Raw genomic sequence first — 23,975 nt, 5'->3', positions numbered from 1 at the left:
CGCGGGGGCGCGAGAAAAGCGTTCGGGCGTCGCCCACGACGGCCGTCAGTCGGGGTCGAACTCGCCGCGTCGCAGGCCCTCTCGGACTGGGTCGTGGTCGGCGTCCGTGGGCGGTGGCGCGACCATCACGAGCGCCTCCAGTCGCTCGTCGTCGGCCTTGATCCCTCGCGGCGTGTCCGCGGGGACGACGATAGCGTCACCGGGTTCGACCCGGTGGGACGTCTCGCCTTCCCGGACGAGACCGGTTCCCTCCCTGACCGAGACGACGAGGTCGCTTGCCGGCGCGTGGACGGGGATGAACTGCCCCGGCTCGAAGCAGACACGGAGCACCTTCGCCCGGTCGCTCTCGAAGGCGGGCGTTGCGGTGAACTGCTCGTCGTCGTACTCGCGTCCAGCCTCGAAGTCGATCCGTGGCATGACGAACACTCCCCGCGTCGACCCCGAGAGGGTTGCCCCGAACGTGTGCGGCGACCACGAGAGACCCGCGACATCGCCGGTGGTCGACGACTTCTCGGACGACCGAAACGGGCGAATCGACGGGTGAGAGGGGGGTCGGTGGCGACTGGTCAGCCAGCTTACGTCCCAGCCCACAGGGACAGTTTTTTATATTGGGGGCATCCTCTGGTAGGATACAATGTCTAACGACATGGAGGATTCGTCGGATACCCCGGCGGATCGAGTTCTTCCAGGGCACGTTGGCCCGCACCGGTGAAATCGACGGTGTACGAATTTTCGACACGACGCTACGAGACGGTGAGCAGTCGCCACGCACGTCGTTCAGTTACGACGAGAAGCGAGACATCGCCGAAGTACTCGACGATATGGGCACCCACGTCATCGAGGCGGGATTCCCGGTCAACTCGGACGCCGAGTTCGAGGCCGTCCAGGATATCACCAACGCCACCGACACGACGGTGTGTGGTCTCGCCCGTGTCGTCGACAAGGACGTCGAGGCGGCGATCGAGTCGGGCGTGGGACTGATCCACGTCTTCGTGAGCACGAGCGACGTGCAACTGCAGGACTCCATGCACGCCTCCCGTGAGGAGGCCGTCGAGCGCGCGGTCAGCTGCGTCGAGCGCGTGAAAGAGGCGGGCGTGGAGTGTATGTTCTCGCCGATGGACGCCACTCGGACCGACGACGACTTCCTCGTCGAGATGGTCGAGGCGGTCAGCGAGGCGGGGACCGACTGGATCAACATCCCCGACACGTGTGGGGTCGCAACCCCCACCCGGTTCATGGACCTGGTGCAGATGGTGCGTCAGAACACTGACGCGCGGGTCGACGTGCACGCACACGACGACTTCGGCCTGGCAACGGCGAACGCCATCGCCGGGTTCGAGGCTGGCGCCGCACAGGCGCAGGTGTCGGTCAACGGCATTGGTGAGCGCGCCGGCAACGCTGCCTTCGAGGAGGTCGTGATGGCCTCGGAGGCGCTGTACGACGTCGACACCGGGATCGACACCACCCGGATCACGGAGCTATCCCGGATGGTCGAGGACTACAGCGACATCCCCAACCCGCCGAACAAGCCCGTCGTGGGACGGAATGCGTTCTCCCACGAGAGCGGCATCCACGCCGCGGGCGTCATCGAGAACTCGGATACGTTCGAACCGGGCGTGATGACCCCCGAGATGGTGGGTGCCACCCGGGAGTTCGTGCTCGGGAAGCACACGGGGACACACTCGGTGCGCAAGCGCCTCGAGGAGATCGGCTACGCGCCGACCGACGCCGAGGTCCGCGCGGTCACCCGACTGGTCAAGGACTACGGCGCGGACAAACAGCGCGTCACGATGGCGGATCTCCGGCGGTTCGCCCGCGAGGAGAACGTCACGCGCGAGGAGGAGGTCCGCGCCTGATGGGGCCCCGCCCGTTCGCTCCACCCGTGGAGCGGCGGGTGGCTCCCTCGCCGACCGACCGCGACGGAAAGCGTTATACGCCCGGAGCGGGATCGAACGGGTACGATGCGAGGGCTCGATATCGACCGCAGTCAGGCCGCGAGCGCCGGCCCCTCGGGGGGTCGCCAGCGCGAAGTCGGCGGCCCGGTCGAGCCCATTGTAGGGGCTGTATAGCCCCTCACCATCCACCATCCTCTCCGGCACACGTACCGTCCACAGGGAGTCAGACGGCCACTCGACCATGACCGATACACATAATCAGCGACGGACACACCGTCATCGACCGACCGAGACAGAACCATGAGCGAACGAACGACCAAACAGCGGGAGACTGAGGAGACGACCGACGCCGACGCGAAAGGCGGCGACGGCACGCCGACGACCGTCACGTCCGGCGCGACGTCCACCGTGCGCGCCCTCGAGAACGCCGGCATCGAGACCATGTTCGGGGTGCAGGGCGGCGCGATCATGCCGGTGTACGACGCCCTCTGGGGATCGGACATCGACCACGTGATGATGGCCCACGAGCAGGGAGCGGCCCACGCCGCCGACGCCTACAACGTGGTGTCGGGGCGGCCGGGCGTCTGTCTGGCCACCTCGGGCCCTGGCGCGACCAACCTCGTGACGGGCATCGCCGACGCGAACATGGACTCCGACGCCGTGGTGGCGTTGACGGGCCAGGTTCCACAGAGTATGGTCGGCAGCGACGCCTTCCAGGAGACGGACACGACTGGCATCACCGCGCCCATTACGAAGAACAACTACTTCGCGAGCGACGCCGACACCGTCGGCGACACCGTCGGCGAGGCGGTGGCGCTCGCGGGCAGCGGTCGTCCTGGGCCGACGCTCGTCGACCTTCCGAAGGACGTGACCAACAACGAGACGGACCGCGATCCGGGCATGCCACAGACCCCGGAGACCTACACGCCACAGGAGGAAGCCGACGCGGACGCGGTGGAGACGGCCGCCCACACCATCGAGGCAGCCGACCGACCCCTGCTCCTGTTCGGCGGTGGCGTCGTGAAAGCCGACGCCAGTGAGGAGGCGCGGGCGTTCGCCACCGAGTACGAGATTCCGGTCGTCACGACGATGCCCGGCATCGGGACGGTGCCCGAAGACCACGACCTCTGTCTGTCGTGGGCGGGGATGCACGGCACCGGCTACGCCAACATGGCGATCAACCACACGGATCTCCTGATCGCCGTGGGCACCCGCTTCGACGACCGCCTCACGGGCGGTATCGAGACGTTCGCCCCCGACGCGGAGGTGATCCACGTCGACATCGACCCCGCGGAGGTCAGCAAGAATATCCACGCCGACTACCCGCTGATCGGCGACGCGGGGCGTGTCCTCGAACAACTCCACGACGCGCTGCCCGAGGCGCCCGACGCCGACGAGTGGCGCGAGCAGTGTCAGACCTGGAAGACCGAGTACCCGATGGGGTACGCGACCCCGGACGACGAACCGCTGAAACCGCAGTTCGTCGTCGAGGCGCTGGACGAGGCCACGAGCGACGAGGCCATCGTCACCTCGGGGGTCGGTCAACACCAGATGTGGGCGTCCCAGTACTGGACGTTCCGCGAGCCACGCACCTGGGTCTCCTCGCACGGCCTCGGGACGATGGGCTACGGGCTTCCCGCGGCCATCGGCGCCCGACTGGCTGCCGACGACGACGAGGAGGTCGTCTGCGTCGACGGCGACGGCTCCTTCCTGATGACGGTTCAGGAGCTCTCGGTCGCGGTGCGCGAGGACCTCGACATCACGGTCGCCATCCTGAACAACGAGTACATCGGGATGGTCCGCCAGTGGCAGGACGCCTTCTTCGAAGGCCGTCACATGGCCGCTGGGTACAGCTGGATCCCGGAGTTCGACAAGCTCGCGGAGGCCTTCGGCGCCCGTGGCTGGCGCGTCGACGACTACGACGAGGTGGCCGACGCCATCGAGGCGGCACTCGACTACGACGGTCCCTCGGTGATCGACTTCCACATCGATCCCGCGGAGAACGTCTACCCGATGGTGCCAAGCGGCGGTGCCAACGACGAGTTCGCCCTCTCGGAGGATCAACTATGAGCGGTGGACTGGAAGGACCGCCGCCGGAGGAGCGCGCCTCCCCGGACGGCCGGCGCAACTCCCAGGGCATCCGCATCGACCCCGAGGTGGAGGCCGAACCCGAGAGTCGACGGGCCGTCCTCTCGGCGCTCGTGCAACACGAGCCGGGGGTGTTGGCCAACGTCTCCGGCCTCTTCCGTCGCCGCCAGTTCAACATCGAAAGCCTGACTGTGGGGCCGACCACCGATGGGGACCGGGCGCGGATCACCCTCGAAATCGACGAGCCCGAACCGGGCATCGAACAGGCGAAAAAGCAACTCCAGAAGCTCGTTCCGGTCATCGCCGTCACGGAACTCGAACCCGACGCCATCCGGCGCGAACTCGCCTTGATCAAGGTCGACGGGAGCGCTCCCGATCAGGTGGGTGCGGTGGCGGAGATGTACGACGGCAAGACCGTCGACGTCTCCCGGGAGTCGGTGACGGTCGAGATCACGGGCAGCGAGCAGAAGATCGACGCCGCCGTCGAGACGTTCGGGCGATTCGGCATCCACGAAATCGTCCGCACCGGCACTGCGGCGCTCGAACGCGGCACACGCAAGACGACATAACCATGACAGACGAATTCACCGTCCCAGTATACTACGACGACGACGCGAACAGCGACGTAATCGCCGACAAGACCGTGGCCGTCCTCGGCTACGGCAGCCAAGGGCACGCCCACGCACAGAACCTCGACGACAGCGGGATCGACGTGATCGTCGGGCTGCGACAGTCCTCGGACTCGTGGACGCAGGCCGAGAACGACGGCCTTCGCGTGGCGACACCGGACGACGCCGCCGCGGAGGCGGACATCGTCTCGATGCTCGTCCCCGACACCGTCCAGCCGGCGGTGTTCGAGGCCATCAGTGACGGCCTGGAGGAGGGCGACACCCTCCAGTTCGCTCACGGGTTCAACATCCACTACAACCAGATTCAGCCCCCCGAGGGCGTCGACGTGACGATGATCGCCCCGAAGACGCCGGGGCATCTCCTCCGGCGTAACTACGTCGAGGACACGGGCACGCCGGCGCTCCTCGCCGTCTACCAGAACACGACCGGCGAGGCCAAGGAGGAAGCACTGGCGTACGCTCAGGCCATCGGCTGTACCCGCGCCGGCGTCGTCGAGACGACGTTCCGAGAGGAGGTCGAGACGGACCTCTTCGGCGAACAGGCCGTCCTCTGTGGCGGCATCACGTCGCTCATCAAGAAGGGCTACGAGACGCTCGTCGACGCGGGATACAGCCCCGAGATGGCCTACTTCGAGTGTCTCAACGAGATGAAGCTGATCGTCGACCTGATGTACGAGGGAGGAATGGCCGAGATGTGGAACTCGGTCTCCGACACCGCCGAGTACGGCGGCCTCGCGGTCGGTCCAGAAATCGTCGACGAGAGCGTTCGCGAGAACATGGACGAGGCGCTCGAAGCCGTCCAGAACGGCGAGTTCGCCCGCGAGTGGATCGCGGAGAACCAGGCCGGTCGCCCGAGCTACACCCAACTGTACCGGGCCGACCGGAACCACGACATCGAGGAGGTCGGCGCCCGACTGCGTGCGCTGTTCTCCTGGGCCGAGGAGGAGGCCCCGGAGGAGGCAGAGGCTCCGGCCGATGACTGAGCGGCGTCACCGCTCGGCCGAGCCGCGAGACGGCGGCCCGAGGTGCCGACCACGATGAGCGCGGATACGCTCTACGACAAGGTGTGGGACCAGCACAAGGTCGCGGACCTGCCGAACGGACAGGACCAACTGTTCATCGGCCTCCACCTCATCCACGAGGTGACCAGCCCCCAGCCGTTCTCGGAGCTCCGAGAGCGGGGCATCGAGGTTCCCTACCCCGAGCGCAACGTTGCCACGGTAGACCACATCGTGCCGACCCAGCCGGAGGGTCGCGAGCGCCCGCTGGCCGACGAGTCCGCCGAGGGAATGCTCACCGCTCTCGAGCGCAACACCAGCGAATCGGACATCCAGTTCTACGGCCTGGACTCCGAGAAACAGGGCATCACCCACGTCGTCGCCCCCGAACTGGGGCTGACCCAGCCGGGGATGACCGTCGTCTGTGGCGACTCCCACACCGCCACCCACGGCGCCTTCGGGTCTATCGCCTTCGGCATCGGCACCAGTCAGGTGCGCGACGTGCTCGCCTCGCAGTGTGTCGCCGCCGATAAGGCCGACGTGCGCCGTATCGAGACCGAGGGCCGTCTCGGTCCAGGCGTCCACTCGAAGGACCTGATCCTGAAAATCATCGCCGAACTCGGCGTCGACGGCGGCGTCGGCTACGTCTACGAGTACGGCGGCGAGGCGATCCGCGACCTCTCGATGGAGGAGCGGCTCGCGGTGTGTAATATGTCTATCGAGGGTGGCGCCCGCGCGGGCTACATCAACCCCGACGAAACCACCTACGAGTTCCTGCGTGGCCGCGAGTTCGCCCCCGAGGGCGAGGCCTTCGAGGAGCGCAAGGCGTACTGGGAGTCGATCAGGAGCGACCCCGACGCCGACTACGACGACGTGGTCCACCTGGACGTAAGCGACTTAGCGCCGATGGTCACCTGGGGAACCAACCCCGGGCAAGCTGTCGGCGTCTCCGAGCCGGTTCCGGCCCCCGCGGATCTGCCGGAGGGCAAGCGCGAGGCCGCTCGCACCGCCCAGGACCACACGGGTGTCGAACCGGGCGAGCCGATGGCCGGCTACGACATCGACGTGGCCTTCCTCGGCACCTGTACGAACGGTCGCGTGAGCGACTTCCGCGAGGCCGCCGCAGTGCTGGAGGGTCGCGAGGTCCACGACGACGTGCGGGCGCTCGCGGTTCCTGGCTCCCAGACGGTGAAGTCGAAACTGGAAGCCGAGGGGATCGACGAGGTGTTCCGCGAGGCGGGGTTCGACTGGCGCGAAGCCGGCTGCTCGATGTGTCTGGCGATGAACGACGACTCCCTGGAGGGCGACGAGCGGTGTGCGTCCTCCTCGAACCGCAACTACGTGGGGCGACAGGGGAGCAAAGACGGCCGAACCGTGCTGATGAGTCCCGCGATGGTCGCCGCCGCCGCGGTGGCCGGCGAAGTGACCGACGTGCGCGAGATGGAGGGAGGGGCATGAGCGACGAAGGGTCGCAGAGTCCACGGCAAGACGATGTCGGCGTCGAGGAGATGAAGGTGCGCCGCGTTGCCGGCACCGGCGTTCCCGTCCGCGGCGACGACATCGACACCGACCAGATCATCCCCGCCCGGTTCCTCAAGACGACGACCTGGGAGGGTCTCGACGAGTACGCCTTCTACGACGCCCGCCGCGACGACGACGGCGAACGCAACGATCACCCGTTCAACGAGTACAAGGGTGCGAACGTCCTCGTCGTCAACGACAACTTCGGCTGTGGCTCCTCGCGGGAACACGCGCCGCGGGCACTCGCCCGCTGGGGTGTCGAGGCTATCGTCGGCGAGTCCTTCGCCGAAATCTTCGCGGACAACTGCAAGTCGCTGGGCATCCCGGCGGCGACGGCCGAGCCGGAGACGGTCGCCGAGTTACAGGACTTCATCGAGGCGACGCCCGACGCGGGGATCGAACTCGAGGTGGCCGCGGAGACGGTCACCTACGACGGGAAGACCGTCGACGTCGATATCGACGAGGCGATGCGCGGTGCGCTGGTGCAGGGCATCTGGGATACGGTCGCCCTGCTCCGGTCGAAGATGGACGCCATCGACGAGACGGCGGCTGACCTGCCGTACGTCGAGTCGCGATGAGCGAGACAGCCACCGTTGCCGTCGTTCCGGGTGACGGCATCGGCCACGAAGTCGTCCCCGCGGCCTTAGAGGTGCTCGACGCCGTCGCCGACATCGAGTTCGTCCACGCCGAGGCGGGCGACGCTGTTGCCGAACAGCGCGGGACACCCCTGCCCGAGGGGACTCTGGAGGCGGTCAGTGAAGCCGACGCGACGCTGTTCGGCGCGACCGGCGAAACGTCCGCGGACGTGATCCTCCCCCTCCGGGACGCCGTCGACTCCTTCGTCAACGTGCGCCCGGCACGGACCTACCCGGGCGTCGACGCCGTCCAGCCCGAGACGGACCTGGTGATTCTCCGGGAGAACACCGAGGGCGTGTACGCCGGGGTGGAGAACCGCCTCACGGAGGATGTCTCGACGCTGACGCGGCTGGTGACCCAGTCGGCGTCCCGGCGGCTCGCCGAGTTCGCCTGCGACTACGTCGAGTCGAACGGCCACGACGGGTTCACCGTCGCGCACAAAAACAACGTGATGCGCGTCACCGACGGTCTCTTCGTCGACACCGTCCGCGAGGAGGCGGCCGCCCGCGGCGTCGACGTCGACGAGGCGTACATGGACGCGATGGCGACCCACCTCGCGATGGACCCCGCGGGGTACGACGTGATCGTCTGTCCGAACCTGGCGGGGGACGTGCTCTCGGATCTGGCCGCCGGCCTCGTCGGCGGTCTCGGACTGCTGCCGAGCGCGAACATCGGCTCGGAGCGGGGTATCTTCGAACCCGTCCACGGGTGTGCGCCCGACATCGCGGGCGAGGGAATCGCCAACCCGTCGGCGACGATCCTCTCGGCCGCGATGCTCCTCGAGTTCCTCGGCGCGGACGGCGCGGCGCGGGACGTGCGGGCGGCCGTCGAGGCGACGCTCGCCGACGGCCCGCGGACGCCCGACCTCGGCGGGACAGCGACCACCGACGCCGTCGCTGAAGCGGTCGTCGACCGGCTCCCCGAACATTAAGCGGACACACCGTCCTTTTGGGGACGTATGCCACAGATTCACCTCGACGACGAGACCGTCGCTCGACTCGACACCCTCCGTCAGGAGCACGAGGAGTACGACGAAATCGTCACCGAACTCATCAACATCTACGAGGCCGAGGAACTCACGCTGTTCCACAGCGGCGACGAGGGTTAGCGCTCCTCGTCGTGGTACGTCTCGCGGACGTCCGTCCACTTGCCGTCATTTTCGAGTCGCGTCTGGAGTTCGGTGGCGTACTCGCCGACGAGACGCTCCGCGGCGTCGAGTCGGTCTTCGCTGTCGTCGTCACCGAGGCCGAGCGCACCGCGGACGGCGTCGAGGACGCCGGTGCCGCTGTCCTGTTGTGGCGCCCCGCCGCCGGGACCTGCCTGTCCGACTTTCTCTAACTCGGGCATCATCTGCGGGAGATTCTCCGTGTTGGGGACGATCCGTGCCTGTTCCGGATCGCCCGGATCTTCGATTTCGAACTCGACGGCGGTCATGATCAACCCCCACTCTTGATTCGAGAACTCCGAGGCACGGACCCGATCGCTGAACTCCCGGTCGACCGCCATCCGGTCGCTGACGATCCTATCGGTCCAGTTCGACATGATCTGGCGTACGGCGACCCGACGTATCAGCGTTTCCCACGCCGCCGCGCGTACGTGCCGCCGATGCGATGCATAACTTATGCATGAGACCGGGATACTGCATCCCCGGAATACGCCGATGACGCGTGGGAGTGAGTGGGCGAGGGTGACGGCGGTCGGTGAGAGCGAATCGGCAGACTGCGTCGGGATGCGCGGAGTGGCAGGGACGGAACCCTTATATACGACCGTCGCTCCTGCCACGACTACGCAGATGCTCGATTCACTGTATCGCGCCGGCGTGTTCACCGTTTACCAGTTGACTCTCGTGGTCGGTATCCTTCTGATGCCGCTTGCCCTGATGGCCGGGCGACTCGGCGTCCCGATGCCGGTCGGCGACCTCGTGGCGGCCGCCGGGCGTGCGTACGAGAGCACTGCGTGAGCATCGGGAAGGGTTGCATTTATCAGCGCGCCCCCGCAAAGGCAGGTGATGCGTACTCCGACGAATCAGGACTTTTCACGGACACAGGAGCGTCTCGACGGCGGCGACCGGCCGGTGTTCGGCCCGGAGATCGGCGAGTTCACCGACACCGAGCAGCGTCTCGCCGCGGCCGAAGGCGAAGACAAAGAGATGAAAACCGGCACGACGACTGTCGGACTCTCGACCGAGAACGGCGTGGTGATGGCGACCGACATGCGCGCCAGCGCCGGCCGGATGGTCTCCAGCAAGGACGTCCAGAAGGTCGAGAAGATCCACCCCAACGCCGCCCTCACCATCGCAGGGTCGGTCTCGGCCGCCCAGTCGCTCATCCGCTCTCTTCGATCCGAGACGAGTCTCTACGAGACCCGTCGCGGCAAGGACATGAGCATGGAAGCGCTCTCGACGCTTACGAGTAACTTCCTCCGCTCGGGGGCCTTTTTCATCGTCTCTCCGCTTCTCGGCGGCGTCGACGAGGACGGCGCACACGTCTACAGCCTCGATCCCCTCGGCGGGATGATGGAAGAAGACTACGCCGTCTCCGGCTCCGGGAGCCAGTACGCCCTCGGTGTCCTCGAACAGGAGTACGACGCGGACCTCTCGGTCGACGAGGCAAAATCCGTCGCCGCCCACGCCATCCAGAGCGCGGTCGAACGCGACCTGGCCTCCGGCAACGGCATCAATCTCGCCGTCGTCACCGACGAAGGCGTCGAGATCACGAAACACAAGGACTTCGAGGCGCTGCTGTAGACGCCGGTCTCTCCCCGCCGAGACGACTCCGTTTTCAGTCGTCCAGCCAGTCCACGAACGCCCCGTCGAGCAGTGTCTCCGTCTGATTGTCAACGTAAGCGCGCTGCATCGCGGGGATGGCCGTCGCCAGCGACGCCCCGTCTGCGACCCGCCGTCGTACCCGGTCGCGCTTCCACGCCGCCGGCGTGACGCCTGCCTCGGCGCGTTGCCGCAGGGGGGCGACGTACGACTCCGCCTCGTCGGTCGAACAGCCCGCGGCTCGCAGTCCCTCGACGGCGTGTGAGAAGATGTCGTCGTAGACGACCGCCGGATCGGTCGTCTCCTGGCCGTCGTTGGTGACCCAGCGCTGCTCGCTGGCGGTGCCGTGGCGGGCCGCGGCGTAGAAATTCTCCTTGGCGACGGTCCAGTCCTGGCCGATCACGGGGTGTTCGTGGCGTGGGAGACTCTCCATCAGGCCGGCGACGGTCGCCAGGAAGGCGATGGAGTCACTGACGGTCGGCTGCGCGGCGATGGGCCGGAACTCGATTCGGGCGTTGGCCGACGAGCGGTCGGCGCCGTCGAAGACCGGCCGCACCCACCGCCAGAACGTGCCGTGCTTGCGTCGGAGGGTGGCGAACTTGTCGTCGAAGCGGTCTCCCCGGTCGACGGGCATCGGGACGACGGTCGGATCGCTCGCGACGCGGTCGACCGCCTCTTCGACGGTGTCGAGGTCACGCGGGAAGCGCACCTTCTCGGCGCCCTCGGTGTTGAGGACGGACTCGAAGACGTGGATGCGGTTCTCCGCGTGGGCGTCCGCAACGACCGCCGCCGGGTCGGCGCCCTCGTCGTAGAGGTCCGGCGGGAAAAACGGGGAGTTGACGCCGAGTGCCAGCAACGGCCCGGCGACACGCAGGGCGTAGTTGTGGTAGGTCGGCAAGTCCGAGGCGTGAGGCACCTGGTAGTGCGGCTGGATGGAGGTGATGAGGCTCTCGGGCATCACCGTGTCGGCGTCGAGGCTGACGTGGGGCGCCTCGATGGCGAACGGAGTCGGCGCGTTCGGGCCGTTGGCCATCGCGTGATACCGCACCGCGTCGGTCATGTTCGTGGCGACGCGGACGCCCCGATCCGAGATGCTGTCGGTCAGATACCGCCGCGCCGTCTCGCCCGACGGCGGGATGGTCCAGATGCCGTCGCTGACGAGGCGCATCCCCTCGATGCGGGTCGTCTGGAGCGCCGACGAGAGATGCGACCGGACGCCCGCCGCCTGCGCCCGAAGGCCCTCGGCGTTCAACGGCTGTGGACTGGTCGTCAACTCCGCGTTGTGCAACCCGAGTTCCTTCTCGAAGCGGATGAGTTCGAGGAGCCGACGCGGAACGCGGACGAGTTCCGAGCCCGCGTCGTCGTCGTCGCCGTTCCGCCGCCACCGCCCGTCGGCGACAGCGTAGAACTCGTACTCCAGCCCCACGATGGAGCGGTGATTGTCGAAGGTACCGTCCTTGAGTTCGGTCTTGACCACCTCCGCGTCCGCCTGTGCCTGCGCACGGAACTCGGAGACGTCTACGTCGAGAACGTCTCGGACCCGTGCCGCCAGGTCACGATTCATACCCTCCCCTGCACGACACACCGTCTTGAATCCCGTGCCTCGCGCCATCGTGGTGCCGGCCGAGCGAGCGAGAGTAACGGCTCTGCCACGCGCCGGTGATCTGAGGGCCGAAGAGGTCGACCGACGGAGCCACGTCGACGGCGGCACACACGTTGCCCAAAAGACATATTGTGCAGAGGTCACTAGCTGTACTCCGAGACGTAGGCGTACACCCACACCATGCCCGACCAACATCGCGGTCCTCGGCCGCGGAGCCTCGCCGATACCGAGCCGTCCGGCCACACCACGGCTACGCCACCCGTAGGGGTGGTCTGCCGTCCATGATCGGCTCCGACTCTCTAGTGACGTGGGACGACGACAGCGGCGCGTACGTGGCCAATTTCGACGCGGAGGAACTCCCGCCGAGCATCGTCGTTGCCGAGGTACTCAACGCGGCCCGGGAGGGGAGCGATCCGCCGCTGTTCGACTACGTCGACCCCGACGCGCTAGACGCGCTCGTGACCGATTCCGACCCTTCCTTACGGATCAGCTTCCCGGTCGATGACCTCCGTGTCACCGTTCGTGGGGACGGCCGAGTCCTCGCTCGTCCGGCCTGAGGACTACGCGTTCGGCTCGATCTTTCCAGCGAAGGTCTGTCGGTGGATCGTCCCGTCTTGGACGACGAACGTGTCGGTACAGAACTCGTAGTCGTTATCGGGCGTCTCCCCGTCCCAGACGATATACCCGTACTCGCCTTCGACGGTCTTCTGTTCGAGGTCGATCCGCGAGCCGTCCTGTGAAAACTCCGCGAACAGGTCGGCGAACAGGCCCTCGATCTCGTCGAGTCCACGGAATGTCCCCATGTTAGTGATGACGACGGAGTCGTCCGTGTAATCTACGAGCGTCTCGTCGAGGTCCTGTGCGGTGAACGCGTCGAGGTGGTGGTCCAGCACGTCTTCGGTTGTTGTCATAGGTGTCGCACCGGCCGTCAGTTTCGGGCACACCGTCATGAACGTTACCCGTGAATCGGCCGGTTCACCCGCCGAAGTAGATGACGGCGAATCCGAGTGCCGCCGCCAGGAGGAGGAACACCATCATGTACTCGAAGAGCCCTTCGGGCGTCGTCGACGATGGAAGGTTCATACGACGACGTTCGACACCCCGGTTCAAGACGTTAACGCTCGCCGCTCAGTCGGCCGACAGAGCTAATTGACCGCCGTCCTTCGCTCACATCGAATGTCCGTGACCCGACGAGGGCTTTTGGCGGCCGCCGCTCTCGCCCAGTCCTCCCTCCTCGCGGGGTGTTTCGATAGCTCCGAGGCGACGACTCCCGACGGCGCGTCGACCGCCAGACAGTCGACGGCGGAGACGGCGACCACCGACACCGGCGGGACGAACGACACCGAGACGGCGACGGCGACGCCGGTCGCTCACGCCGACCTCGCGGGGACCACAGCCGACATCGTATCGGAGTTCGAGTGGCTGCGCACGGAGTACAGCCCGGCCATCCGCGGCTTCCGGACGCGGGCCAACCGCGTCCTCGGGGCAATCTCCGACGCCGCGGACGCCGACCAGGCGACCCAGTCACACGTGACGGCGTTGCGCGAGGCGACTACGGCCGTCGCCGACTACGTGCGGGCGACTCTCACCGATCACTTCGTCGTCGATGCCACACTCCGAACCGGTGACAACGTCTACGTGCGTGACTTCGAACGGGGAGTCACCCGGAGCGACGAGGAACTCCAGCGGCGGGCGCTCTCCCGTGCGCGGCAGTTCTACCAGCGGGTCATCTCGACGTCGTACGTCGAAAACGCGTTCTCCCGGCGTCCGGCCTACGGCACGCTGTACGACCTGCTCGTCCCGGGCGACGACGACCTGATCGTCGCGCTCGTCAGCGTCGATCACGACGTTACCACGTGGGCCCATCCGGATCGCACCGAGTCGACGACCGACGACGGGATCGACCGACACACCCACGAGTTCCCGAGCGGACACCGAACCTACGCACACGCCCACGCGCACTCCACCCCCCATCCGCTCAACGAACACGAGAACGAACCGCAGTACAACGAACTGTACGCGGTCGGCGAGGACGGCACCGTGGCGCTTCTCGAGGACACGGTCGATTACCGCGAGCGACTCGACGACTTCGAACCGGTCCTTACCGACCTCTTCGGCCCGGTCCGTTCGACGAGTCGGACCGTCGGCATCACGATGATGATCGACGCGGTCGACGCGGGGTTCAACGCCAATCCGCTGTACGTCGAGCGCTTTTCCTCGCCGGACGCCGCCCGGTCGGCCGTCGCGTCGGCCGAGGAGGGCCCGGTGACTACCTCGGGAACCGCCACCTTCGCCGGGCGGCCGTGGGACCGGATCCTCTACGAGGTGGATGGGAAGACGATCTATGCCTATCGCGTCCGCGCCGGCGCGACGGTCGTCACTGCCCTTCCGGCCGACGTGCCGTGGGAGCGCCGGCCGGAGTGGGCCGCCGGCCTGCGCGGCACCTGGCTTGCCACCCCGCCCGCGGACGCCTAATCGTCCGCCCCGTTTTATCATCGCGGGCGTCGAGTCGGCGGTATGGGACTCGACGAAGACGCCCTCGACTACCACCGGCGCGACCCACCGGGGAAAGTCGCTATCGAGACGACGAAGCCGACCAGCACACAGCGCGATCTGAGCCTGGCGTACTCGCCGGGTGTGGCCGCCCCCTGCCGGGCCATCGCCGACGACCCCGCCGACGCCTACACGTACACCGCGAAGGGGAATCTGGTCGGCATGGTCTCGAACGGTTCGGCGGTCCTCGGTCTCGGTGATATCGGCGCCCAGGCGTCGAAACCCGTCATCGAGGGCAAAGGCGTGCTGCTCAAGCGCTTTGCCGACATCGACGTCTTCGACTTCGAACTCGACACCGCTGATCCTGACGCCATCGTCGAGGCGGTGTCGCTCACCGAACCCTCCTTCGGCGGCATTCACGTCGAGGACATCAAGGCGCCCGAGTGTTTCGAGATCGAGGAACGCCTCCGCGAGCGGATGGATATCCCCGTCTACCACGACGATCAACACGGTACCGCCATCGTCTCCGGGGCGGCCCTGCTCAACGCGGCCGACATCGTCGACAAGGATCTCGCCGACCTGGAGGTGGCCTTCGCCGGCGCGGGTGCCAGCGCCATCGCCACCGCCGAGTTCTACGTCTCGCTCGGTGTTCCCCGCGAGAACGTGACGATGGTGGACTCCTCGGGAATCGTCACGACCGACCGCGCCGAGGCCGGCGCAGTCAACGACTACAAGGCGCGGTTCGCGAGTGACCGCCCTGCCGGCGACCTGGCCGACGCCATGGCCGGCGCCGACGTCTTCGTCGGCCTCGCGGTCGGCGACCTCGTCGACCCCGAGATGGTGCGCTCGATGGCCGACAATCCGATCATCTTCGCGATGGCCAACCCCGACCCCGAGATCGGCTACCACGAGGCCAAGGCGGCCCGCGACGACACCGTCATCGCCGCCACCGGGCGCTCCGATTTCCCCAACCAGGTGAACAACGTCCTCTGTTTCCCCTTCATGTTCCGCGGCGCCCTCGACGTGCGTGCACGCGAGATCAACGAGGAGATGAAGGTTGCGGCCGCCCGCGCGCTCGCGGAACTCGCCCGCGAGGACGTGCCCGACGCAGTCGCGAAGGCCTACGGCGACGAACCGCTCCGCTACGGCCCCGAGTACCTCATCCCGAAGGCGCTCGACCCGCGCGTGCTCTTCGAGGTGGCTCCCGCTGTCGCGCGGGCCGCCGTCGAGAGCGGCGTCACCCGAGTCGACCTCGACCTCGATACCTACCGCGAGGACCTAGAGGCCCGCCTCGGCAAGGACCGCGAGATGATGCGGATCATCCTCAACAAGGCCAAGACCGACCCCAAGCGGGTCGCCCTCGCCGAGGGGACGAACCCGACGACCATCCGCGCCGCCGCCCAGATGGTCTCCGAAGGCATCGCCCACCCGATTCTGCTGGGCGACCGGGCGACCATCGAAGGTCGGGTCGAGGACCTCGGTCTCGACTTCGACCCCGAGGTCGTCGACCCGGCAGCGGCCGACACGCTCGACTCCTACGCCGACCGACTCTACGACGCGCGCAAGCGCAAAGGCCTCACGCGGGTCGAGGCCGAAGACCGCGTCCGCACCGACACCGACTACTTCGGAAGCGTGATGGTCGAGGCCGGTGACGCCGACGCCCTCCTCACGGGGCTGACCCACCACTATCCGTCGGCGTTGCGACCGCCACTCCAGGTGATCGGAACCGCCGCGGACGCTGAGTACGCGGCCGGCGTCTACATGCTCGCCTTCCGCAACCGGGTGATCTTCGTCGCCGACACCACCGTCAACCAGGACCCCGGCGCGGACGAGTTGGCCGAGATCGGTCGCCACACCGGCGAGTTGGCTCGGCGGTTCAACGTCGAACCGCGGGCGGCGTTCCTCTCGTATTCGAACTTTGGGAGCGTGGACAACGCGGGGACGCGCAAGCCTCGCCGGGCCGCCGAGACCTTACGCGACGATCCGGCGGTCGACTTCCCGGTCGACGGAGAGATGCAGGCCGACACGGCCGTCGTCGAGGATATCGTCGACGGGACCTACGACTTCGCCGAGTTGGACGACCCCGCGAACGTGCTGATCTTCCCGAATCTGGAGGCAGGGAACATCGGCTACAAACTCCTCCAGCGCCTCGGCGGCGCCGACGCCGTCGGCCCGATGCTGGTCGGCATGGACGAACCGGTCCACGTCCTCCAGCGGGGCGACGAGGTCAAGGATATCGTCAATCTCGCTGGCGTCGCCGTCGTCGACGCACAGGAACGCTAGCGGGCGATCAGTCCGCGTCGTCCCCGATGTTGACCACGAAGACGGGGACCGTCGCGTTCTCGACGACGCGCTCGGTGACGCTCCCGAGGTGGGCGAGTCGGTCCCGGCCGGTGCGGCCGTGGGTCCCCATCGTAATCACGTCCACGGCCGCCTCGTCGGCGTACCCGAGGATGGTCTTGTAGGGCACCCCCTCGCGGACGTCGGTCACGGCGTCGACGCCGGCGGCTTCGGCCCGTTCGGCCACCGTCGCGACGGCCGCCTCGCCGCGTTCGGTGAGGCGAGCGATCAGGTCGTCGCGGTCCTCGTCGGCCGCGAGTTCGAACCGGCGGTCGATGACATAGAGGGCGTGGATCGTCGCGTCGTGGTTGTTCGCCATCTCGAGGGCGTGATCGAGTGTGCGGTCGACACCCTCGCTACCGTCCGTCGGGACGAGTATTGCGTCGTACATACGCGCCCGTTCGATCCCGGGTTACTTGAAACGACGACCCCTGTCCCGGACGACCCGGTCGGCCGTAACGTACATGTTGGTTCACGTCACTCATGCGAACGTATGCCGAGCTGTCAGAACTGTGGCTCGTTCGTCACCGACGACTACGTCCGGGTATTCGCTCCCTCCGGCATGACCGAACCCCGCGTTTGCCCGAACTGTGAGGACCTCGTCCGCGACGGCGCGGACGTACGACAGGCGCGCGCGAGACGCACCTGATTTATCCGCCCGCGTCCCACGACCCGTATGCTCACCTTCGTCGGCCTCGGACTCTACGACGAGCGGTCGATCACGGTCGAGGGACGCGACGCCCTCCGTGCGGCCGACCACGCGTTCGCCGAGTTCTACACCAGTCGACTCGTCGGCACCAGCGTCGACGCTCTCGAATCCCACCACGGGATCGACATCGAGATCCGTGACCGCGCCGGCGTCGAGCGGAACCCCGACCCCATCCTCGACGCCGCCGAGGCCGGCGACGCCGTCTTCCTGACCGCCGGCGACGCCATGATCTCGACGACCCACGTCGACCTCCGTCTGCGCGCGGTCGACCGCGGCATCGACACCCGAGTGGTCCACGGCGTCACCGCCCAGTCCGCGGCCAGCGGTCTCACCGGCCTCCAGAACTACCGCTTCGGGAAGGCCGTCACGCTCCCCTTTCCCCGCGCCCACGGCGGGGATGGCGTCCCCAATTCCGTCGTCGACTCGGTGGCGGCCAACCGCGAGCGCGGTCTCCACACCCTCGTCTACCTCGACATCAAGGTCGACGACGGACGGGGACCGGACGCCGGCGAGCGGTTCATGACCGCCGACGTCGCTGCCGATCTGCTGGCCGCGGAGTGGCCCGACCGCCTCGCCGTGGCCGTCGCGCGGGCCGGCAGTCCCGATCCGCTGGTCGTTGCCGACCGTCTCGCGGCCCTCGCCGACCGTGACTTCGGCGACCCGCTTCACCTGCTAGTGATTCCCGGCGAGATCCATCACGTCGAGGCCGACGCGCTCCGAACGCTCGCGGAGGCGCCCGCGTCGCTCCTGCCCGAGCGCTGACTGAATCCGACCGAACCAAAGTGTAACGGCGCCAAAATACCAACGAACATGTGGAGTATGGCGATATAACAGTTCAATATTTGGGAAAAATAGACAATTTTAAACAGTTCTGCGTATTTTAACTTCGTAGGGAGTCGGTCGGGGTCGGTAGGCTCTGAGGTCGGGTGACACCCGCCGTCGCGACACGCCATACCGATCAGGGACGCTCAGCCTGCCCACGAAAGCATTGTCGCCGTCTCCCTGTGTTTTTAATCGGCGCCCGGTCCGACCTCGCCCCGTTCGGGCAGGTCGAGGGCCTCCCGAAGGTCGTACTCCTCGCGGGTGACGACATAGAGGACGTCCTCGATGATCGTCAGCAGTTCGGGGAGTTCGCGGACGACCAGGTAGGTGACGGCGATCAGTGCAAACACCGCGAGCACCTGGCTGATGACGCGATCCGAGAGGTAAAAGGAGACCTTGTAGGGGTCGGTCCCGCCGAACAGGAAGAGGACTTCGTCGACGAACCACTGCATATACTGCTTGCCGAACATCAGGCCGATAAACGTCGTCCGTGCGATGTTGAGGACGTAGATGACGGGCACGGCGATGGCGAGCGCACGGAGTTTTCGACCCAACGGCGCCTTCACGGCGGCGATAAGGCCGACGAAGATGGCGATGCTTCCCAGGCCTGTACAGGCGAGGATGATCGAGAACAGGATGACGTGTCCGCCCTCGGTGACGAATTTGAACGTATTGAGATAGCCCTGATCGCCTTCAACGAGCGTCGGCGTGTACCCGAGCAGTTCCATCGCTCGCTCGGTCTGGGCGGTCGTATGCGAGATGAGGACATACCGGGGTGAGGGGAGCGCGAGGCCGCCCATCGTGAGCGCCGGAATCGTCTCGAAGGGGAGGTAGACGACCCCCATGACCGCGACGGCCTTCGAAAGGACGAACAGGGAGTCCCGGCCGTCGTAGAGGAGCCATCCGACGTACAGCGACGCGGGGACGGCGGCCAGCGAGAGAAAGCCCTCGACGAAGCTCTTTTGCTCGAACGCGAAGTGGGGGACGAGCGCCGCCCAGAAGGCGGCGAAGACGGCCCAGGCGGCGACGGTAACCGTCCGCCCGCCGTCGTACTCCCGCCAGCGGAGGAGCGCACCGACGAGAAACAGCCCGATGACGGCCCAGGCGAGCGCGTCGGTGACGGGGCCTGCCATATCCGCGACAACGGCACCGACGGATAAATCCCTTGTCGTTCAGGGCACCGCGACCGTCACGTCGGGCATCCCGCCCATGAGCCCGCCGAAGGCCGTCTCGTACCCCTCGTGGCGCGCCGTCTGTGGCTGGACGGTCACCGAAAGGGTGAGTTCGTCCCCCGAGGCGATGTCGTCGACGACCGCCCCGTAGTGATAGCCCAGATCCGGGTCGAGTGTCCGTTCGAACGCCCCATCGTAGACGGCCTCGCCGTTTCGTGCTAGCCGTCCCGACAGCCCCATCGCGGGGATCACCATTCGGTTGTACCGCGTTCGCGCCGAGACTGCGAGGTACGTCCCGTCGCCGTCGACGCCCGCTGGCGGCGTGTCGAGGGCGGTCACAATCAGGCGAGCGTCGTCGCTCGTCGCTGAACCGAGGACGCGACCCGGCAGTGCCGACTCCGCTGGAGCGACGGCGTCGGGAAGGGCTGTCATAGCCATGGCGTCGACCGCTCCGGGGGTACTGACCTGGTCGTCGAGGGTGCGGAACGCGATGTCTTCTTTCGCCGCCTCGCTGTATTCGAAGGGAATCTCGACGGTCGTCGGATCGGCAAACCGGCCCTCGAACGCCCCCGTCCGGCGCGTCGACATCGCGCCAACACTCAGGCGAACCGTGTACTCGCCTTCACCGTCCAGCCCGAAGTTCGCCCCGTAGTGAAACCCCATCGGCTGGGAGAGCATGGGATAGATGGCCTCCTGAGAGACGAGCGATCCCTCCCGGTAGATTTCGGCCGACAGGCCAGTGTCGGGGAGGATCGCCTCGGTGTCGGTGTCCCAGACGCTCGCCATCAGGTGGACGGCGTCGTCGGCGTCGATCTCCGTCAGAGCGACGCTCTCGCCGTTGACGTTCCAGAACCGGTGTGGGTAGCTGTACATGAGACCGACGGTGTAGTCACCGCTCGACGCTGTGCCGACCATCTCCATGCCCTCGACGTGGCTGGGATAGTAGACGCCGTCGGGGCGGTTCTCCGGGACTGGGGGGACCCCGGCCGCCCGCGTCTCGATCAGGCTGGAACAGCCAGCGAGCGTCAGCGCCCCAGACAGGGCTGCTCCCGTCCGAAGTAGTTCCCGGCGCTTCATATCCACGCTCGGGGTTCGGGCGGAATACCGGTTCTGGTCCGGCCGTCGAACGCCGGCGTGTCGCTCACTCCGGCCGCGGCGTCGGCAGAACCCGGTGTCGCCGTGGCGGGACGAGGAAGTTCCCCCGCCGGCGCACGAAGATGTACTCCAGAATGCCGTTGTTGACCCGCTGACGAATCGCCGGTGTCGCCTCGGTCAGGTCCGTTCCGTTCATCGCCCGACGCACGGCCTCGAACGCCGAGATCCGCCGCTGGAGGGACGGAAAGTGCAGGCTGGCGACCCGCTGGTCCGATCCGATGTCGTCGGTCGACTCGAAGTGTCGGCGCAGCAGGCGGACGTTCCCGTCCGCGTCGCGGTTCGCCCGCGCGGCCTTCTGGGCGTGGCCGACCCGTCCGTGCTCGCGCGCGTCGTCGACGACGCTGTCGACGAACCGGTCGATTCCGCTCGACGACCCGAGGTTGTCGCCGACGCCCTCGACGAGACCGTTTTCGGCGTGCCCCGGGCTGAACATCTCCATCACTCGTTCCTCGTGGGACTGCTCGTCGTACCAGTCGGCGAGTCGCTGGCGCAGGTTGGCGATCACCTTGGTCGTCCCCCCGGCGAAGGGACCCGTATCGACGGTGACGTAGTCCTCGGTCGCCTGGTTACCGCGAAATCCCGCTTCGAACCCCATGAACAGCGGCGACGCCTCCGGCACGGGCTTTGAGTCGGGAATCCCCGCCGCGTCCTGGTTGGCTGCGGGGAGGCCGGCGCCGACGAAGCCCGTCCGCCGGGAGTCTACCGTCGCCACCTCGGTGAGCGACGGGACCGACACGCCGTTTGCCGCCTCGCGCTCTCCGCGGAGGGCGCGGTCGGCTTCCAACACGGCGTCGGCCCGGTCGCTCGCGAGGTGGAGGACGGCGTCCTGCCGGTCGAACGTCGGCGACTCGAACGGTGACAGGGCCGTCGGTTCCGGGAGGTCGATTCCCTCCGGAAGCGGGGTGTCGAACCGGTCGAAGTAGGCCGGCGAGTAGGCAATCGAGTGAAGGAGGCCTTCGTGGCGCCACGCGTAGGCGCGGTCGAGGGCCGCGAGCGAGGCCGCCAGCGCATCCCGGTCCGCGTCGGTCGGCGGACCCCCGACGTCGAAATCGAGATACAGGAGGACCTGGTGAGCGGGAAGGCGGCTGTTCCCGTGGTCGTCGTGGCGGACGTACTCGCGCCAGGCGTGTTGTCGCGGCGGCTTGGCCGCGGGATCACCCGTCGGTACCGGGTCGTCGTCGGTGCGGTCCAGACAGGCGCTCAGCGCGCTCGCACCGCCGAGTGCGACGGCCGCTTTCAGGACGGCCCGCCGCGAGCGGTCGCCGTCGATAGACATCGGTTAGTGGCGACTTCGGTCGCTGACGGGAAGCGGGTTGTGGTGTAGCTCTCGAAGGCTACTCGTCGGCGACCAGTCCGTCGACGAGTCGCGTGAACCGGTCGACGAGTCGCTCGGGAAGCGAGGGTTCGATCTCCCGAAGCGCGCTGGCGGTCGCCGCCGGCCGCGACAGGGCGAGTGTCACGCGGTCGCGGTCGTCGCGTCGCTTCTCGACGAGGCCCTGTTCGGTCAGGTGACCCAAGTGCCACTCCAGCGTACTCCGGGCGATTCCGAGGTCGTCGGCGACCGTATCCGGCGGACTCGGCCCCCGGTCGATCAGGGTGAGCAACGCGTCTCGCGCCGTCTCCCGACGCAACACGGCGATGGCGCCACGCTCTGTCGCGTCGTACTCCGGCGTGTAGTAGTGTGTGCGGCCGTACAGTGGCTCCGCGATCAAGTCGTCGTCGCGGCGGAGCTTCTTGAGGTGGTATTGGACCTGCCCCGTCGCCAGGTCAAGTTCGCGAGCGAGTTCGTTGAAGTGGACACCCGGGTTGGCGTCGACGTGTCGGCGGATGCGGTCACGTTGCGTCGTCACGAGGTAGACACCTCCCGGTCGACGCTCCGGGCGTAGTACACCGCCGCGACGACCAGTGCCACCAACACCACGTCGAGGCTGTGTTCGAGGAGGTGGTGCGTGGCCGGCGAGAAGCCGCCGAGCAGACTCACCCCGACGACGGCGGAACGACCGAGTAGCGCCGCGAAGGCGGCCACGAGCAGGAGGTAGGGACGGGAGCGTCGTCGGACGAAGGCCGCGAAGGCCAGGCCGAGAAGCACGGCCGCCCCGAGGGTCGCGACGAGGACGACGACGAGCAATCCGGGCGTGACACCGGCGTTCGCGACGCCGTGTAGCGGGACCGGCGGAGTCATACGTGACTGTTCGCCCCGTGCGTACCTGAACGCTTCGTCCGGCCGTGGCTCACGCTCGTGGTCGTGCGTTCGCAGAGAAGTTGTGCGTGGGTGATGTCCCGGGTGGGAATCACCTGCATCGGTGGGCGCTCGCGTTCGCTCGCGCCGGTGCGATGCGTGGGACCGGATTTGAACCGGCGGACCCCTATGGGACAGCGCCCTCAACGCTGCGCCGTTGGCCTAGCTTGGCTACCCACGCTCGCAGTGGTTCTGTATTTCGTCGCTACGCATACCACCGTTGTCGGGGGTATTTGAAATGGCTTTCCTTTTGCCCGTCTCGGTCCGCCGCGGATCCTACCCCGAAATCCCCGACGTTTTGTGAGTCGCCACCCCAGGTCAGGCATGCCGCTTGACGTCCGGACCCGTGTCCCCGAGATGACTGCCGCCCTCTCTGTCGTGTCGCTCGCCCTGGTGTTCGGCGCGGTACTCGGCGCGATTCCCCGTGGCGTCGTTCCCCGCGCGCCCGCGTTCGCCCTGTCTGCCATCCCTCACGTCAACGCCGTCGTCAGCGCCGTCGCCGTGGTCACCATCGTCGCCGGCGTCGCCTTCGCCCGGCGCGGCGAGTTCCACAGACACCGCGCGATGATGCTGACCTCGGCTGCCCTCTTTCTCGTCTTCCTCGTGCTCTACCTGTACAAGGTAACCCTCGAAGGGCCTGCGGCGTTCCCCGGGCCGGATGCCGTCCGCCGGTGGGTGTATCTCCCCGTCTTGGCCGTCCACATCCTCCTCGCCATCGTCTGTATCCCGCTGTTGTACTACGTGCTCCTTCTCGCGACGACGCGCCCGGTCGCAGCCCTCACCGACACCGCCCACGCCCGGGTTGGACGGATCGCTGCGAGCCTCTGGCTGATCTCCTTCGTCCTCGGTAACGTCGTCTACGCCCTGCTCTATGTGGTCTACTGACGACCGACGACCCCGATGCCGTCCCC

General features: G+C 67.3%; 27 protein-coding genes and 1 tRNA gene. 17 read left to right on the top strand and 11 right to left on the bottom strand.

The features are described from left to right. Positions 1-45 precede the first annotated feature (45 nt). Entirely contained in the window at positions 46-417 is a 372-nt protein-coding gene (locus tag NO878_RS06880; protein WP_256405218.1) for a cupin domain-containing protein, read from the bottom strand. On the opposite strand from NO878_RS06880, the gene NO878_RS06875 reads away from it, so the two are divergent. From NO878_RS06875 to NO878_RS06835, 9 genes are all read left to right on the top strand, one after another. Beyond that, on the top strand, positions 416-544 hold the full coding sequence (locus tag NO878_RS06875; protein WP_256405217.1) for a hypothetical protein: 129 nt from the start codon (positions 416-418) through the stop codon (positions 542-544). The genes NO878_RS06880 and NO878_RS06875 overlap by 2 nt on opposite strands. A 64-nt stretch (positions 545-608) precedes the next feature. Beyond that, a complete protein-coding gene (locus NO878_RS06870) occupies positions 609-1,856 on the top strand; it encodes a LeuA family protein (protein ID WP_256405216.1) in 1,248 nt (415 codons plus the stop codon). A gap of 339 nt (positions 1,857-2,195) precedes the next feature. Continuing rightward, positions 2,196-3,965, top strand: coding sequence for a biosynthetic-type acetolactate synthase large subunit (gene ilvB / locus NO878_RS06865; RefSeq protein ID WP_256405215.1), 1,770 nt, complete (start codon positions 2,196-2,198; stop codon positions 3,963-3,965). Continuing rightward, entirely contained in the window at positions 3,962-4,552 is a 591-nt protein-coding gene (ilvN, locus tag NO878_RS06860; protein ID WP_256405214.1) for an acetolactate synthase small subunit, read from the top strand. The genes ilvB and ilvN overlap by 4 nt, the downstream gene beginning before the upstream one ends. Positions 4,553-4,554: 2 nt before the next feature. Next, positions 4,555-5,595 carry a ketol-acid reductoisomerase gene (gene ilvC / locus NO878_RS06855; protein ID WP_256405213.1) on the top strand — a complete coding sequence of 347 codons (1,041 nt, stop codon included), beginning with the start codon at positions 4,555-4,557 and terminating at the stop codon, positions 5,593-5,595. Between the two features lie 54 nt (positions 5,596-5,649). Beyond that, complete coding sequence (gene leuC / locus NO878_RS06850) at positions 5,650-7,068, top strand: 3-isopropylmalate dehydratase large subunit (RefSeq protein ID WP_256405212.1); 1,419 nt, start codon at positions 5,650-5,652, stop codon at positions 7,066-7,068. After that, positions 7,065-7,709 (top strand): 3-isopropylmalate dehydratase small subunit, encoded by a 645-nt coding sequence (locus NO878_RS06845; RefSeq protein ID WP_256405211.1) that lies wholly within the window; start codon positions 7,065-7,067, stop codon positions 7,707-7,709. The genes leuC and NO878_RS06845 overlap by 4 nt, the downstream gene beginning before the upstream one ends. Then, on the top strand, positions 7,706-8,698 hold the full coding sequence (locus NO878_RS06840; RefSeq protein ID WP_256405210.1) for an isocitrate/isopropylmalate dehydrogenase family protein: 993 nt from the start codon (positions 7,706-7,708) through the stop codon (positions 8,696-8,698). The genes NO878_RS06845 and NO878_RS06840 overlap by 4 nt, the downstream gene beginning before the upstream one ends. Positions 8,699-8,725: 27 nt before the next feature. After that, entirely contained in the window at positions 8,726-8,875 is a 150-nt protein-coding gene (locus NO878_RS06835) for a DUF7557 family protein (RefSeq protein ID WP_256405209.1), read from the top strand. Here NO878_RS06835 and NO878_RS06830 read toward each other — a convergent pair. After that, positions 8,872-9,309 (bottom strand): DUF5799 family protein, encoded by a 438-nt coding sequence (locus NO878_RS06830; protein WP_256405208.1) that lies wholly within the window; start codon positions 9,307-9,309, stop codon positions 8,872-8,874. The genes NO878_RS06835 and NO878_RS06830 overlap by 4 nt on opposite strands. A 250-nt stretch (positions 9,310-9,559) precedes the next feature. Here NO878_RS06830 and NO878_RS06825 point away from each other — a divergent pair, with 250 nt between their 5' ends. Beyond that, the gene (locus tag NO878_RS06825; protein ID WP_256405207.1) at positions 9,560-9,727 is read left to right on the top strand and encodes a hypothetical protein; all 168 of its coding nucleotides are present in this window, start codon (positions 9,560-9,562) and stop codon (positions 9,725-9,727) included. 48 nt (positions 9,728-9,775) lie between these two features. After that, complete coding sequence (psmB, locus tag NO878_RS06820) at positions 9,776-10,513, top strand: archaeal proteasome endopeptidase complex subunit beta (RefSeq protein ID WP_256405206.1); 738 nt, start codon at positions 9,776-9,778, stop codon at positions 10,511-10,513. Positions 10,514-10,547: 34 nt separating this feature from the next. Here the strand turns inward: psmB and NO878_RS06815 are convergent, their stop codons facing one another. After that, positions 10,548-12,095, bottom strand: coding sequence for a glutamate-cysteine ligase family protein (locus tag NO878_RS06815; RefSeq protein ID WP_256405205.1), 1,548 nt, complete (start codon positions 12,093-12,095; stop codon positions 10,548-10,550). Between the two features lie 320 nt (positions 12,096-12,415). On the opposite strand from NO878_RS06815, the gene NO878_RS06810 reads away from it, so the two are divergent. Then, the gene (locus NO878_RS06810; protein WP_256405204.1) at positions 12,416-12,691 is read left to right on the top strand and encodes a HalOD1 output domain-containing protein; all 276 of its coding nucleotides are present in this window, start codon (positions 12,416-12,418) and stop codon (positions 12,689-12,691) included. Positions 12,692-12,694: 3 nt separating this feature from the next. Here the strand turns inward: NO878_RS06810 and NO878_RS06805 are convergent, their stop codons facing one another. Further along, positions 12,695-13,045, bottom strand: coding sequence for a nuclear transport factor 2 family protein (locus NO878_RS06805; protein ID WP_256405203.1), 351 nt, complete (start codon positions 13,043-13,045; stop codon positions 12,695-12,697). 265 nt (positions 13,046-13,310) lie between these two features. On the opposite strand from NO878_RS06805, the gene NO878_RS06800 reads away from it, so the two are divergent. Then, positions 13,311-14,609 (top strand): hypothetical protein, encoded by a 1,299-nt coding sequence (locus NO878_RS06800; protein WP_256405202.1) that lies wholly within the window; start codon positions 13,311-13,313, stop codon positions 14,607-14,609. A gap of 42 nt (positions 14,610-14,651) precedes the next feature. Continuing rightward, positions 14,652-16,910: an NADP-dependent malic enzyme gene (locus tag NO878_RS06795; protein ID WP_256405201.1), complete on the top strand. Its 2,259-nt coding sequence runs from the start codon at positions 14,652-14,654 to the stop codon at positions 16,908-16,910. Positions 16,911-16,917: 7 nt separating this feature from the next. On the opposite strand, the gene NO878_RS06790 is transcribed toward NO878_RS06795, so the two are convergent. After that, positions 16,918-17,358, bottom strand: coding sequence for a universal stress protein (locus NO878_RS06790; protein ID WP_256405200.1), 441 nt, complete (start codon positions 17,356-17,358; stop codon positions 16,918-16,920). Positions 17,359-17,460: 102 nt separating this feature from the next. Here NO878_RS06790 and NO878_RS06785 point away from each other — a divergent pair, with 102 nt between their 5' ends. Both NO878_RS06785 and dph5 read left to right on the top strand, forming a co-directional pair. Further along, on the top strand, positions 17,461-17,616 hold the full coding sequence (locus tag NO878_RS06785; protein WP_187347710.1) for a DUF7563 family protein: 156 nt from the start codon (positions 17,461-17,463) through the stop codon (positions 17,614-17,616). Positions 17,617-17,643: 27 nt separating this feature from the next. Then, positions 17,644-18,438 (top strand): diphthine synthase, encoded by a 795-nt coding sequence (gene dph5 / locus NO878_RS06780; RefSeq protein WP_256405199.1) that lies wholly within the window; start codon positions 17,644-17,646, stop codon positions 18,436-18,438. 248 nt (positions 18,439-18,686) lie between these two features. Here the strand turns inward: dph5 and artA are convergent, their stop codons facing one another. The 6 genes from artA to NO878_RS06750 all read right to left on the bottom strand — a co-directional run bounded on the left by artA (position 18,687) and on the right by NO878_RS06750 (position 23,245). Further along, positions 18,687-19,631, bottom strand: coding sequence for an archaeosortase A (artA, locus tag NO878_RS06775; RefSeq protein WP_256405198.1), 945 nt, complete (start codon positions 19,629-19,631; stop codon positions 18,687-18,689). Positions 19,632-19,670: 39 nt separating this feature from the next. Then, entirely contained in the window at positions 19,671-20,747 is a 1,077-nt protein-coding gene (locus NO878_RS06770) for an iron transporter (RefSeq protein ID WP_256405197.1), read from the bottom strand. A gap of 64 nt (positions 20,748-20,811) precedes the next feature. Beyond that, positions 20,812-22,101 carry a DUF7405 family protein gene (locus NO878_RS06765; protein ID WP_256405196.1) on the bottom strand — a complete coding sequence of 430 codons (1,290 nt, stop codon included), beginning with the start codon at positions 22,099-22,101 and terminating at the stop codon, positions 20,812-20,814. Between the two features lie 58 nt (positions 22,102-22,159). Continuing rightward, the gene (locus NO878_RS06760; protein WP_256405195.1) at positions 22,160-22,675 is read right to left on the bottom strand and encodes a winged helix-turn-helix transcriptional regulator; all 516 of its coding nucleotides are present in this window, start codon (positions 22,673-22,675) and stop codon (positions 22,160-22,162) included. Beyond that, the gene (locus NO878_RS06755) at positions 22,672-23,007 is read right to left on the bottom strand and encodes a DUF7471 family protein (protein WP_256405194.1); all 336 of its coding nucleotides are present in this window, start codon (positions 23,005-23,007) and stop codon (positions 22,672-22,674) included. The genes NO878_RS06760 and NO878_RS06755 overlap by 4 nt, the downstream gene beginning before the upstream one ends. A gap of 153 nt (positions 23,008-23,160) precedes the next feature. Beyond that, positions 23,161-23,245 (bottom strand) — tRNA-Leu (locus NO878_RS06750). A gap of 143 nt (positions 23,246-23,388) precedes the next feature. On the opposite strand from NO878_RS06750, the gene NO878_RS06745 reads away from it, so the two are divergent. Further along, on the top strand, positions 23,389-23,949 hold the full coding sequence (locus tag NO878_RS06745; RefSeq protein WP_256405193.1) for a DUF420 domain-containing protein: 561 nt from the start codon (positions 23,389-23,391) through the stop codon (positions 23,947-23,949). Positions 23,950-23,975: the final 26 nt, after the last annotated feature.

This window comes from Haloplanus ruber, assembly GCF_024494725.1.
Lineage (GTDB): Archaea > Halobacteriota > Halobacteria > Halobacteriales > Haloferacaceae > Haloplanus > Haloplanus ruber.
This window is presented reverse-complemented; position numbering and strand designations above follow the sequence as displayed.